Origin of the sequence: Modestobacter sp. Leaf380, assembly GCF_001424485.1 — a bacterium.
Lineage (GTDB): Bacteria > Actinomycetota > Actinomycetes > Mycobacteriales > Geodermatophilaceae > Klenkia.
Window position 1 is genome coordinate 437555 of the sequence record NZ_LMQC01000001.1, and the last position, 12623, is coordinate 450177.

Consider the following 12623-nt stretch of genomic DNA (forward strand, 5'->3'; position numbering starts at 1 on the left):
GACGACCGCGCCAGCGACGACCGCCCGGAGACGACCGAGGGGGCGCACCGGGACGGTGCGCCCCCTCAGGGCTCGAACGGGTGTGCCCGTCGGCTCAGCGCCAGTCCGACGGCGGGTAGTCCGGCGCCCGGTCCTGCGGGCCCGGGGTCCAGGACCCCGGCTGTGACGCCTGCGGCGGCGCGCCCCAGCCCGACTGGGCTCCCGGGGACTGCGGGCCCGGCTGCGCACCCCACGACTGCGCACCCCACGTCTGGGCACCCCACGGCTGCCCGTCCGGCCCTGCTGTGCCGTCGACGGGCGGGCCGTAGCGGTTGGGCCCCGGCTGGCCGGGGACGATGCCGCAGATCCCCAGCAGCGCCAGCTGCCCGAACACCGGCAGCACGTTGAGCAGCAGCCACCACGCCGACCGGCCCTGGTCGTGCAGCCGGGTGACCTGCGAGGCGATCGAGGGCACGACCGTCAACAGGCCCACGCCGGTGACGAACGGCCCGTACTCGATGGCCAGGGCCGCCTGGGAGTCCGCAGTGGCCACGTCCAGCGAGGTGTAGCCGAAGGACACGTCCACCGCGAGCGCCAGCGCGCTGAGCAGGAAGAACGGCAGCACGTAGTGCAACCAGAACACCCGACGGGTGATCCGGCCGCGCGGCACGTACCAGGTCAGGAAGTCCACGGTGTCCCCGTTCGTCGTGCGCGTGAGTGCCAGGACGACGGTAGCGCCCCGAGAGGCGCTTCAGCCGACGGTCTGCCGGCTGCCCGCCTCGATGGCCCGCTCGGCCGCGGCGAGCACCCGGACCTGCTCCGCCCCGAACGCGGCGTCGCACGGGTGTGCCCCGCCGGTCAGCGCGGCGGCCATCAGCTCGTCCACGGCGACCGCGTGCGCCTCACCCGCCGTGGCACCGTCCTCGGGCAGCAGCACCAGGCGGCCGGCGTCACCGTGCACCCAGAAGTCCTCCCCGGCCGACAGCGTCGACGCCGTGGCCGACAGGGTGACCGTGCTGGTCGGCCCGGCCTCGTGCTCGAAGACGACGCTGACCGTGCCGTCGGCGGCGCGGGCGCCCTGCGCGGCGACGACCGGGCCCAGCGTCGGGGTCAGCAGCGACAACGCGTGCGGACCCAGGTCCCACAGCGGCGCACCCGGCTCGGCCCGCCAGACCGAGCCGCGGAACGGGCTGTCGGCGGCGAAGGTGCTGGCCAGCCAGGTCACCTGGCCGCCCACCAGCGACATCCGGGAGGCCTGGTCCAGCCAGGTGTGCGTCGAGGTGCGGAAGCGGTAGGTCACGAAGACCACCGAGGCGACCCCGGCCGCGGCCGTGGCCGCGACGACCCGGTCGGCGTCGGCGACCGACAGGGCGACCGGCTTCTCCAGCAGCACGTGGCAGCCGGCCTCGGCGGCCCGGACGGCCAGGTCGGGCTGCACCGAGGGCGGCACCGAGATGCTGACGGCGTCCACGTCGGCCAGCAGGGCGTCCAGGTCGTCGGTGCCGGGCACGTCGTACTCGGCGCCCAGTGCCTGCGCCTTGGCCGCGTCCCGGCCCCAGACGCCGACCAGCTCGGCCTGCGGGTGGGCGTGGAGCGACGCGGCGTGGACCGTGTTGGCCCAGAACCCGCTGCCCAGGACGGCGAAGCGCATCAGACGGCGCCGAACTGGCGGTCGCCGGCGTCGCCCAGGCCCGGGACGATGTAGGCGTCGGAGTTGAGCTCGGAGTCGATGCTGGCGGTGAAGACCCGCAACGGCAGCCCGGACTCCTCGAGCCGGGCGATGCCCTCGGGGGCGGCCAGCGCGCACAGCACGGTGATCGAGGTGCAGCCGCGCTCGGTGAGCAGCGTGCAGCAGTGCACCAGTGAGCCACCGGTGGCCAGCATCGGGTCCAGCACGAAGACCTCCCGGTCGACGAGGGACTCCGGCAGCGAGGCCATGTAGGCCTCGGGCTGGAAGGTGACCTCGTTGCGGGCCAGCCCGACGAAGCCCATCTGGGACTCCGGCAGCAGGGAGTGCGCGGTGTCGGCCATGCCCAGGCCCGCCCGCAGCACCGGCACGATCAGCGGCGGGGCGGCCAGCCGGTAGCCGGTCGTCGTCGTCACCGGGGTGGTGATCTCGTACTCCTCGACCGCCAGCTCCCGGGTGGCCTCGAAGACCAGGAGCTCGGTGAGGTCCCGCAGCGCGGCGCGGAACGCGGCGTTGTCGGTGCGCTCGTCGCGCATCCGGGTCAGGCGGGCACGGGCGATCGGGTGGTCCACGACGGTGAGCTGCACGGCGGCCACCGTAACGGCAGGCGCCCGTGCTGTCGGTGGTGTCGGGGATGATGACGGGCGTGACACCCACCGGCAGCACTGCACTGGACCCCGCCGCACCGGGCGCCGTCGCCGCGCCGGGCGCCCCGCGGACCCTGGACGCCTACGCCGACGTCACCCGGTCCGACGCCGCCTTCCGTGCCTTCCTGCACGGGTTGCCGGGCGTCGACCAGGTCGGCGCCGAGGCCCGGGCCGCGCAGCTGGGCACCCGCTCGATCAAGACGACGGCGAAGGCCTGGGCGATCGACACCGCCATCTCGATGGTCGACCTGACCACGCTGGAGGGCGCGGACACCCCGGGGAAGGTGCGCGCGCTGGCCGCCAAGGCCCGCCGTCCTGACGCCACCGACCCCGGCTGCCCGCCCGTCGCCGCGGTCTGCGTCTACGGCGACCTCGCCGGGGTGGCCACCGAGGCGCTGGCCGGCAGCGGGATCCACACCGCCGCCGTCGCCACCGCGTTCCCCTCCGGCCGGGCCAGCCGGGCGGTGAAGCTGGCCGACGTCCGCGACGCCGTGGCCAACGGCGCCGACGAGATCGACATGGTCATCGACCGCGGTGCCTTCCTGGCGGGGCGGTACCTCGACGTGTTCGAGGAGGTCGTGGCCGTCAAGGAGGCCTGCGGCAGCGCGCACCTCAAGGTGATCCTGGAGACCGGCGAGCTGCGCACCTACGACGCGGTCCGCCGCGCCTCGTGGCTGGCCATGCTCGCCGGCGGGGACTTCATCAAGACCTCCACCGGCAAGGTCTCCCCCGCCGCCACCCTGCCGGTCTGCCTGGTGATGCTCGAGGCCGTCCGCGACTTCCGCGCCGCGACCGGGGTGCAGATCGGCGTCAAGCCCGCCGGCGGCATCAAGACCACCAAGGACGCCGTCAAGCACCTGGTGATGATCAACGAGGTCGTCGGGCCGGACTGGCTGTCGCCGGACTGGTTCCGCTTCGGCGCCTCCAGCCTGCTCAACGACCTGCTCCTGCAGCGCCAGAAGCTCCGCACCGGCCACTACTCCGGCCCCGACCACGTGAGCGTCGACTGATGAGCCCCTTCGAGTACGCCCCCGCCCCCGAGTCCCGCTCGATCGTGGACCTGCAGCCCAGCTACGGCCTGTTCGTCGACGGCGAGTTCACCCCCGGCCGGGGCACCCCCCTGACGACGGTCAACCCGGCGACCGAGGAGGTGCTCAGCGAGATCGCCGTGGGCACCGACGCCGACGTCGACCGCGCGGTCCGCGCCGCCCGCCGTGCCTTCACCCGGGTCTGGGGCCCGATGCGCCCGGCCGACCGCGGCAAGTACCTGTTCCGCATCGCCCGGCTGCTGCAGGAGCGGGCCCGGGAGTTCGCGGTCCTGGAGACCCTGGACAACGGCAAGCCGATCACCGAGTCCCGCGACGTCGACGTGCCCCTGGCCGCCGCGCACTTCTTCTACCACGCAGGGTGGGCCGACAAGCTCGACCACGTGGGCCTGGGCGCAGCCCCCCGTCCGCACGGTGTGGCCGGTCAGGTCATCCCGTGGAACTTCCCGCTGATGATGCTGGCCTGGAAGGTCGCCCCGGCCCTCGCGGCGGGCAACACCGTCGTCCTCAAGCCGGCCGAGACCACCCCGCTGACCGCCCTGCTGTTCGCCGAGGTCTGCCAGCAGGCCGACCTGCCCCCGGGCGTGGTCAACATCGTGACCGGCGCCGGGGACACCGGCCGGGCGGTCGTCGAGCACCCGGACGTGGACAAGGTCGCCTTCACCGGCTCGACCGAGGTGGGCAAGCAGATCGCCCGCGCCGTCGCCGGCACTTCCAAAGTGCTCACCCTGGAGCTGGGCGGCAAGGCCGCCAACATCGTCTTCGACGACGCGCCGATCGACCAGGCCGTCGAGGGCATCGTCCGCGGCATCTTCTTCAACCAGGGCCACGTCTGCTGCGCCGGCTCCCGACTGCTGGTGCAGGAGTCGGTGCACGACGAGGTAATCGCCTCGCTGCAACGCCGCATCGGCACGCTGCGGGTCGGCGACCCGCTGGACAAGAACACCGACGTCGGGGCGATCAACTCCGCCGAACAGCTCGCCCGCATCAGGGAGCTCGTGGGCATCGGCGAGGCCGAGGGCGCGCACCCCTGGCAGCCCGCCGGCGAGCTGCCCGACCGCGGCTTCTGGTTCAAGCCGACCGTCTTCACCGACGTCTCCCCCGCCCACCGGATCGCCCGCGACGAGGTGTTCGGCCCGGTGCTGTCGGTGCTGACCTTCCGGACGCCGGACGAGGCGGTCGCCAAGGCCAACAACTCCACCTACGGGCTGTCGGCCGGCATCTGGTCGGAGAAGGGCTCGCGGATCCTGTCGATCGCGAACCAGCTCCGGGCCGGCGTGGTGTGGGCCAACACGTTCAACCAGTTCGACCCGACGTCGCCCTTCGGTGGCTACAAGCAGTCCGGCTACGGACGCGAGGGCGGCCGCCTGGGCCTGCGCGCGTACCTGAAGGAGTCCTGATGCCCGAGCGCCTCGAGGTCCGCAAGACCTACAAGCTCTACCTGGGCGGGAAGTTCCCCCGCTCGGAGTCCGGCCGCACCTACGAGGTCACCGACAGCCGCGGCCGGTTCGTCGCCAACGCCGCCTGGGCCTCCCGCAAGGACGCCCGGGACGCCGTCGTCGCCGCCCGCGGGGCCTTCGCCGGCTGGTCGGGTGCCACCGCCTACAACCGCGGCCAGGTGCTCTACCGGGTCGCCGAGGTGATGGAGGGCCGCGCGGCCCAGTTCGCCGACGAGGTCGCCGCCGGCGAGGGCCTGTCGGCGACCAAGGCCCGGGCCGCCGTCGACGCCGCGATCGACCGCTGGGTCTGGTACGCCGGGTGGACCGACAAGCTGGCCTCGGTGCTGGGCGGCACCAACCCGGTCGCCGGCCCCTACTTCGACTTCTCGCTGCCCGAGCCCACCGGCGTCGTCGCCGTGCTGGCGCCGCAGCGGTCGTCGCTGCTGGGCCTGGTCAGCGTGGTCGCCCCGGTCCTGGCCACCGGCTGCACCGCGGTGGTGGTCAGCTCGAAGGAGCGCCCGCTGCCGGCGATCACCCTGGGCGAGGTGCTGGCCACCTCCGACGTCCCCGGGGGCGTGGTCAACCTGCTCACCGGGGACGCCGCCGAGATCGGCCCGTGGCTGGCCGAGCACGCCGACGTCGACGGCATCGACCTGGCGGGCTCCGGGACGACGGCGATGGAGCTGGAGCGCTCGGCGGCGGGCACGCTCAAGCGGGTGCTGCGCACCACCGCCGAGGAGCCCGACTGGACCGCCGACCCCGGCCTGTCCCGGATGACCCCGTTCTTGGAGACCAAGACGGTCTGGCACCCGATCGGCCTCTGAACCCGTCTCCTCGCGCCTCCCCGAGTGGGGCCCCACCCCCAGTGGGTGGCTCAGCCTCCTGACGGGTGGCTCAGCCTCCTGACGGGTGGCTCAGCCGCCTGCTGAGCGGCTCAGCCACCCCACGGGTGGCTGAGCCACTGCGGACGGTGGCTGGACCACCTGGCAGGGGCATGGGCCACCGTCGACGGTGGCTGGACCACCTGCTGGGCGGCTCAGCCACCCAGCGAGGGAAGAGGCGGGCGGGGCGTTGCGGCGCGTGGGGGACGATGGTGCCGCGCGGGCCGGCTCAGCGGTCGCGGAGGAGCTGCTCCAGCAGCGCCTGCAGCGGGGCGGTGTCCGGGCGGCCGGACAGGCCGGCCAGGCCCTCCAGGTACAGCCCGTCACCGACCAGTCGGACCAGTCTCGCCAGGACCGGGTCGGGGATCCGGTGCTCGAGGGCGGCGGTCCAGGCCCGGTCGGCGTCGGCGAGGGCGGCCCGGGCCGGGGTGAGACCGGCGCCGGCCAGCCGGAGCGCGGCCTGGTAGGTCCGGGTGAGCGGCCCCTGCGCGTCCTCCGCCGAGGAGGTCAGCCAGTAGGCGACGGCGCCCTCGGGCGCGGCGAGCAGAGCCTGGACGTCGGCCTCGACGAAGACCCGGAGCCGTTCGCCGACGCCCTCGACGAGGGCCTCCTTGCTCGGGAAGTGGTAGAGCAGGCCACCCTTGGACACCCCGGCTGCCGAGGCCACGGCGTCCAGCGTCACGGCGGCGCCCCCGCCGTCGACGAGCAGGGTCTCGTAGGCGTCGAGCACGCGGTCACGGTTCGAGGGACGGGGCACGGATCGTTACTGTACCGTCTGGACGGTACAAGCCTGCACCGAGTGAACGCGTCGAGCGAACGAGGACCCATGAGCACCGCCACGGTCGGCAACCCGGCCACCAGCACCACCCGCGCCGGACGACGGGAGTGGCTCGGCCTCGCCGTGCTGATGCTCCCGGTCCTGCTCGTCTCCGTGGACGGCACGGTGCTGACCTTCGCCGTCCCCTCGATCACCCGGGCGCTGGTGCCCAGCGGGACCGAGCTGCTGTGGGCCGTGGACGTCTACCCGCTGGTGCTCGCCGGCCTGCTCATCACCGCCGGCACGCTGGGCGACCGGTTCGGCCGCCGGCGGATGCTGCTGATCGGCGCCGCCGGGTTCGGCATCGCCTCGGTGCTGGCCGCCTACGCCCCCGACATCCGCTGGCTGATCGCCGCCCGCGCCCTGCAGGGCCTGTTCGGGGCGGCGCTGATGCCCTCGACGCTGTCCCTGCTGCGCAACCTGTTCCTGGACCGGCAGCAGCGGCGGCTGGCCATCGCCGTCTGGGCGGCCGGGTTCTCCGGCGGCGCGGCCCTGGGCCCGATCCTGGGTGGCTACCTGCTCGAGCACTACTGGTGGGGCTCGGTCTTCCTGGTCAACGTGCCCGTGCTCGCCGCGCTGCTCGTCGTCGGCCCGCTGCTGCTGCCCGAGTCCCGGGACCCCTCCCCCGGACGGCTGGACCTGGTCAGCGTCGGGCTCTCGCTCACCACGATGCTGCCCGTCGTCTACGCCATCAAGACCCTGGCCACCGGCGAGGTGTCGGTGACCAGCGTGGGTGCGGCGGTCCTCGGCGTCGCCAGCGGGATCACCTTCGTCCGCCGCCAGCTCACCCACCGCGACCCGCTGATGGACCTGCGCCTGTTCCGCTCCCGGGTGGTCAGCGCCGCGATCAGCGCCAACCTGCTGAGCATCGCCGCGCTCACCGGCCTGCTGCTCATCACCTCGCAGTACCTGCAGCTCGTGCTGGACGTCAGCCCGCTGGACGCCGGCCTGCTGCTGGTCCCCGGCCTGGTCGCCTCGGTGCTCGCCGGGCTGGCCGCCGTCCCGCTGGCCAAGGTCGTCCCGGTGCGCTGGCTGGTCGTCACCGGGCTGCTGCTCGGGGTCGCCGGCTACGTCGTCGCCACCCGGCTGGGCCCGGACTCCGACGTCGCCGTCGTCGTGCTGGCCTTCGGTCTGGTCGCGGCCGGTGCCGGGCTGTCGGAGACCCTCACCAACGACGCGATCCTCACCGCCGCACCGCCCGAGCGCGCCGGGCAGGCCAGCGCGGTCAGCGAGACCGCGTACGAACTGGGCACCGGGCTCGGCGTCGCGGTCCTGGGCAGCGTGCTCGGCGCGGTCTACACCGCCCGGCTCGTCCTGCCCGCGGGCGTGGACGGCGCGGACGCCACCGCGGCCGGGACGCTCGGCGGCGCCGTCGACGTCGCCGACCGCCTGCCGGGCGACACCGCAGCCGCCCTGACGGCCAGCGCGCAGGACGCCTTCAGCGCCGGGATGGACGCCGCGGCCGGCATCGGGGCGGTCGTGATGGTGGGCGCCGTCGTCCTCGTGGCGACCGTCTGGCGGGCGGACCGGACACCGCAGGACGACCCGCGGGGCTGATCACAGCCGGACACGGCAGGATGGGCCCGTGGCCAGGCCCAGCATCGTCCCGATCGCCCTCACCCTCGACGACCGCACCGGCTACACGCTGTGGGCTCCCCCGTGGGAGGAGGACGGCGAGGAGTGGCAGGCGTTCCTCGGCGGCACCGAGGGCGACACCTCCGTGGTGCACCTGTTCCCCTCCCCGGCCGCCCTCGCCGACTTCTGCCGCAGCCGTACCGACCACGACCTGGCCGACCACCCCGTGTGGCCGGTCGTGGCCGGGCTGGACGCCGCGGACCTCACGCCCGACGACGACCACCGCTACGACCTCGACGGCGTCTACGACGTCCTGGCCGAGAACCCCGACCGGTGGGCCGTCGAGGAGCTGGCCGCGACGTTCGAGATCGTCGGCCGGCTGGCCGAGGTCTGCGACACCGCCCCCGACGAGGACGAGGACGCGGACGACGACGACGAGACCGTGTTCGAGTCCGTCGCCGAGCTGATGGCCAAGCCCGAGGTCGCGATGCTCGGGCTCGGCATCGACGCGTTCGTCGGCCGGGCCGGCGAGGACGCCTGGATCTCCCTGGGCGGCGCCGTCGACGAGCTGTTCGAGGACGTCGTCGAGGAGCTCGACGAGCACCTGGACTGGACCGGCGCGGGCACCACCGACGCGGACTCCTACCCCTCGGCCAGCGAAGAGGCCGAGACCGTCGTCGGGGACGCCGAGACCGAGACCGACGACGATGACGATGACGATGACGACGGCGACGCCACCCCGGCGCGGGCGACCGACCGGGTGCCCGCCGGTTCCACGGCGGCCCCCGTCGAGAGCGTCACCCCCACCAGCGAGATCCGCAGCGCCAGCCGGCTCACCGCCTCCCCGGCCGCCGTCGCCGCGGCCCAGGAGTTCTGGGAGGCCGTCGGCATCCTGCCCGTCGAGGTCGTCGTCCCCGAGGGCGCCGGGCTGACCCTGCGCTGCTACGTCGAGGACGAGGCCCGCTTCCTGGGCCGGGACGGCGAGGTCTTCCTCTTCGGCACCCCGGTCGAGCTGGCCGCCTTCATCGCCGGCGACGAGACCCACGACCTCACCGAGATCGCGTCCTGGGCCGAGGTGGCCGACACCGACACCCTGCCGCTGCCTGCCGACCAGGACCGCTACGACCTCACCGAGCTGGCCGAGGTCCTCACCGAGGTCGCCGACGGTGCTGCCGGGCTGGTCGACCACGGCGTCCTCACCCAGCCCGTCGAGGGCGTGCGAGACCTGGCCGAGTACGCCGGTCTGGCGCGGGTCGAGGAACTGCTGGGATCGGGGACCCCGCTGGGCCAGGCGGTGGCCCGCAGCGAGCGCGAGCCGCAGGCCGCCCTGCGCGCCGAGGACGCCGCCGCCCTCACCGGGCCGTGGGACGACGTGGTCGCCGAGGTCAGCGGGGCCCTGGTCTTCCGCGACTGAGAGAGGACCCGGCTGCCCCCCGCGACGTGCTCCGCGCGCCGCGGGACCCTGCAGCCGGGCCGTTGCGGCTCTGCTGGACGACGAACGGCCGGTCCCCTCCGAGGAGGGGACCGGCCGTCAGCCGTGCGTCAGGTCAGTACGAGCGGGCCGGGCGCGGGGGGCGCCCACCCTGGCCGCCACCGGTGGGGCGGGCGCCGGGCGAACGGCGGTCCCCGTAGGTGGGCCGGTCACCGGCCGGGCGGGCCGGACGGTCACCGTAGGAGGGCCGGTCACCGGCCGGGCGGGCCGGACGGTCACCGTAGGAGGGGCGGTCGCCGGCCGGGCGGGCGGGACGGTCGCCGAAGCCCTCGCGACGGGGACGACGGTCGCCGCCACCCTCGCGACGCGGGCGCCCCGAGGACGAGCCGCCCCGCGAGGGACGGACCGGACGCTCGACGGGCTCCACGTGCACACCGGAGGCGACGAGCTCGGCGATCGGGGCGTCGCCCGGACGGATCCGGGACACGTCGGTGTTCACCGCGGCCTGGCGGAAGCGGCGCTTGGCCTGGCCCACCTGGTCGGGCAGCAGCAGCGAGACGACGACACCCGCGGCACCGGCGCGCGCGGTGCGGCCGGAGCGGTGCAGGTAGGTCTTGTGGTCTGCCGGCGGGTCGTAGTGCAGGACCAGCGACACGTCGTCGACGTGGATGCCGCGAGCGGCGACGTCGGTGGCGACCAGGACCGGCGAGCGGGCGTCGGTGAACGCCTCGAGCGCACGGCGACGGGCCGACTGCGGCAGACCGCCGTGGATCGGCTCGGCCTTGATGCCGACCTGCTGCAGGTTGTCGGCGAGCCGGTCGGCGCCGTGCTGGGTGCGCACGAAGATGATCGTGCGGCCCGGGCGGGCGGCGAGCTGCTCGGTGACCCGCAGGCGGTCCGGGAAGGACACGCTGTAGGCGCGGTGCTCGGCCGGCGGCGCGGAGTCCGCGGCGGTGACGACCGAGTGGCGGGCCGGGTCCTTGAGGTAGCGGCGGACCAGGCTGTCGACCTCACCGTCGAGGGTCGCGGAGAACAGCAGCCGCTGACCGTCGGTGCGGGTCTGGTCGAGCAGCTCCTTGACCACGGGCAGGAAGCCCAGGTCGGACATGAAGTCCGCCTCGTCGATGATCGAGATCTCGACGTCGGCCAGGGAGCACTCGCCCTGGTTGATCAGGTCCTGCAGGCGGCCCGGCGTCGCGATGACGACGTCGACACCGCGGCGCAGCTGCTGGATCTGGCGGTACATCGAGGCACCGCCGTACACCGCAGCGAGCTGGACGCCGTTGGACTGGCCCAGGGGGGCCAGCGCGTCGTGCACCTGCTGGGCGAGCTCGCGGGTCGGGACGAGCACGAGGCCACGCGGGGCGCGGCGGCCGTGCTGGACGTCCTGGCCGAGGCGGTGCAGCAGGGGCAGACCGAAGGCCAGCGTCTTGCCGGAACCGGTGGCGGCCTTGCCGAGCACGTCGCGGCCGGCCATGGCGTCGGGCAGCGCCGACGTCTGGATGGCGAAGGGGTGCCGGATGCCCTTGCGCTCCAGCGCGGTGACCAGCTGCTGCTGGAGACCGAGCTCGGCGAAGGAGGGTCCGGTGGGCTCGGGGGCCGCCTCGACCACGAGGGTCTCGGTGACGGCCTCGGCGGCCTCAGGGGTGGTGGTGCTGGTGTCGACAGAGTCGAACGAGGACAAGCGGGAACTCCGATACAGATCGGGGCGCGTCCCGTGGGTGGTGCAGGGCTGCCGGGAGGACCGGCGCCTTCACTGGTGATCGCGTGCGTCGACTGTGACGCTGGATCTGCACGGATGCGCTCTTCCCCGGACAGGACCGTCCGGGAGGATGGCCGGCACTCGCCGGCACACCCAGGTTAGCAGCGATCCGCCCCGTGGCATTCCCGCCGTCGGGTGGGCAGTGTCACCCCGGGTCTCACCCCCGTGTCGCCCCCCGTGTCGCCCGCAGCGTCAGCCGAGCAGGTCGGCGTACCCCGCCCGGACGTCGGCGAGCAGCCGCGCGCGGTCCTCCTCGGGGAGGAACGCACCGGCCACGGCGCGCTCGGTGACGGTCTGCACGTCGTCCCAGCCCCAGCCGTGCGCCTGGACGACGGCGGCGAACTCGCTGGTCACCGACACCCCGCTCATCAGCCGGTTGTCGGTGTTGAGGGTGACGGCGAAGCCGGCCCGGTGCAGCCGCCCCACGGGGTGGCGGGCCAGCGAGGAGTACGCGCCGGTCTGCACGTTGGACGACGGGGCGACCTCGAGGGTCACCCGCTCGTCGAGCACCCGCTGGGCCAGCGGGCCGAGGGGGCCGCCGTCCTCGGGCACCTCGTCGGCGATCCGCACACCGTGGCCCAGGCGCTCGGCCCGGGCACCGTCCAGGGCGCCGCGGATGCTCTCGATGCCATCGGCCTCCCCGGCGTGGATCGTGCGGTGGGCGTGCGCCCGGTCCAGCTCGGCGATGGCCGAGGGGTGCCGGTCGGCCGGGAAGCCGATCTCGGGGCCGGCCAGGTCGAAGCCCACGACACCGGCGTCGCGGTAGCGGACCACCAGGCCGGCGACCTCGTCCCAGCGGTCGGCCTGGCGCATGGCGCACAGCAGCGCGCCGACCCGGATGGGGGTGCCCCGGTCCACGGCCTCCCGGGCACCGGTGGCGAAGCCGTCGAGGATGGCCTCGACCGCGGCCTCGATCGGCATCCCGGACAGCAGCTCGGGGGCCATCCGGACCTCGGCGTGCACGACGCCGTCGGCGGCCAGGTCCAGCGCGCACTCTCGGGCGACCCGGTGCACGGCCTCGGGGGTCTGCATGACCCCGACGGTGTGCGCGAAGGTCTCCAGGTAGCGGACCAGCGAGCCGGAGTCGGCGGCCTGCCGGAACCAGGCACCCAGGGACTCCGCGTCCTGTGCGGGCAGCGCGGTGTAGCCCACGGCGTCGGCCAGCTCGAGCACGGTCTGCGGCCGCAGCCCGCCGTCCAGGTGGTCGTGCAGCAGCACCTTGGGGGCGCGGGCGAGGGTCTCCGGGGTCAGCGGCGCGGGCATCCGCAGGACGCTACCCGCCCCGGGTGGACCGCCGGTGGCAGCCTCGCAGACGAGTCCTGGCCCCGATGGCGGTCGCAGGGGACGACGACGCGGCG

The 12623-nt window shown here is 74.5% G+C and carries 11 protein-coding genes; 5 read left to right on the forward strand and 6 right to left on the reverse strand.

Annotation, left to right across the window (positions count from 1 at the left end):
- Positions 1 to 94: 94 nt before the first annotated feature.
- The 3 genes from ASG41_RS02010 to upp are packed head-to-tail and all read right to left on the reverse strand — an operon-like array spanning position 95 to position 2253.
- Positions 95 to 670, reverse strand: a complete 576-nt coding sequence (locus tag ASG41_RS02010; protein WP_056288937.1) for a DUF805 domain-containing protein — start codon at positions 668 to 670, stop codon at positions 95 to 97.
- A gap of 60 nt (positions 671 to 730) precedes the next feature.
- Positions 731 to 1630, reverse strand: a complete 900-nt coding sequence (locus ASG41_RS02015; RefSeq protein ID WP_056288938.1) for a Gfo/Idh/MocA family protein — start codon at positions 1628 to 1630, stop codon at positions 731 to 733.
- Positions 1630 to 2253, reverse strand: a complete 624-nt coding sequence (gene upp / locus ASG41_RS02020; RefSeq protein WP_056290161.1) for a uracil phosphoribosyltransferase — start codon at positions 2251 to 2253, stop codon at positions 1630 to 1632. Before upp ends, ASG41_RS02015 begins: the two co-directional genes overlap by 1 nt.
- Before the next feature lie 134 nt (positions 2254 to 2387).
- On the opposite strand from upp, the gene deoC reads away from it, so the two are divergent.
- Genes deoC through ASG41_RS02035 form a run of 3 tightly spaced genes read left to right on the forward strand, consistent with a single transcriptional unit; the run spans position 2388 to position 5622 of the window.
- Complete coding sequence (gene deoC, locus ASG41_RS02025; protein WP_056290163.1) at positions 2388 to 3323, forward strand: deoxyribose-phosphate aldolase; 936 nt, start codon at positions 2388 to 2390, stop codon at positions 3321 to 3323.
- Positions 3323 to 4759 (forward strand): aldehyde dehydrogenase family protein, encoded by a 1437-nt coding sequence (locus tag ASG41_RS02030; RefSeq protein WP_056288941.1) that lies wholly within the window; start codon positions 3323 to 3325, stop codon positions 4757 to 4759. The genes deoC and ASG41_RS02030 overlap by 1 nt, the downstream gene beginning before the upstream one ends.
- Entirely contained in the window at positions 4759 to 5622 is an 864-nt protein-coding gene (locus tag ASG41_RS02035) for an aldehyde dehydrogenase (protein WP_056288944.1), read from the forward strand. Before ASG41_RS02030 ends, ASG41_RS02035 begins: the two co-directional genes overlap by 1 nt.
- Before the next feature lie 286 nt (positions 5623 to 5908).
- Here ASG41_RS02035 and ASG41_RS25020 read toward each other — a convergent pair whose 3' ends face one another.
- Positions 5909 to 6436 (reverse strand): TetR/AcrR family transcriptional regulator, encoded by a 528-nt coding sequence (locus tag ASG41_RS25020; RefSeq protein ID WP_082556462.1) that lies wholly within the window; start codon positions 6434 to 6436, stop codon positions 5909 to 5911.
- 69 nt (positions 6437 to 6505) lie between these two features.
- Between ASG41_RS25020 and ASG41_RS02045 the strand changes: the two genes are divergently transcribed.
- Together ASG41_RS02045 and ASG41_RS02050 are read left to right on the forward strand one after the other, a co-directional pair.
- The gene (locus ASG41_RS02045; protein ID WP_056288950.1) at positions 6506 to 8053 is read left to right on the forward strand and encodes an MFS transporter; all 1548 of its coding nucleotides are present in this window, start codon (positions 6506 to 6508) and stop codon (positions 8051 to 8053) included.
- A gap of 28 nt (positions 8054 to 8081) precedes the next feature.
- Positions 8082 to 9485 (forward strand): hypothetical protein, encoded by a 1404-nt coding sequence (locus tag ASG41_RS02050; protein ID WP_056288952.1) that lies wholly within the window; start codon positions 8082 to 8084, stop codon positions 9483 to 9485.
- Between the two features lie 133 nt (positions 9486 to 9618).
- On the opposite strand, the gene ASG41_RS02055 is transcribed toward ASG41_RS02050, so the two are convergent.
- Both ASG41_RS02055 and ASG41_RS02060 read right to left on the reverse strand, forming a co-directional pair.
- Complete coding sequence (locus tag ASG41_RS02055; RefSeq protein WP_056288954.1) at positions 9619 to 11187, reverse strand: DEAD/DEAH box helicase; 1569 nt, start codon at positions 11185 to 11187, stop codon at positions 9619 to 9621.
- A gap of 270 nt (positions 11188 to 11457) precedes the next feature.
- Positions 11458 to 12528: an adenosine deaminase gene (locus ASG41_RS02060; RefSeq protein ID WP_056288958.1), complete on the reverse strand. Its 1071-nt coding sequence runs from the start codon at positions 12526 to 12528 to the stop codon at positions 11458 to 11460.
- Between the last annotated feature and the right edge of the window lie 95 nt (positions 12529 to 12623).

Bases quoted from the DNA above. Each gene is read 5' to 3' on its own strand.
- ASG41_RS02015 (WP_056288938.1), bottom strand. From the start codon at position 1,630: ATGCGCTTCGCCGTCCTGGGCAGCGGGTTCTGGGCCAACACGGTCCAC.
- ASG41_RS02030 (WP_056288941.1), top strand. From the start codon at position 3,323: ATGAGCCCCTTCGAGTACGCCCCCGCCCCCGAGTCCCGCTCGATCGTG.
- ASG41_RS02035 (WP_056288944.1), top strand. From the start codon at position 4,759: ATGCCCGAGCGCCTCGAGGTCCGCAAGACCTACAAGCTCTACCTGGGC.
- ASG41_RS02045 (WP_056288950.1), top strand. From the start codon at position 6,506: ATGAGCACCGCCACGGTCGGCAACCCGGCCACCAGCACCACCCGCGCC.
- ASG41_RS02060 (WP_056288958.1), bottom strand. From the start codon at position 12,528: ATGCCCGCGCCGCTGACCCCGGAGACCCTCGCCCGCGCCCCCAAGGTG.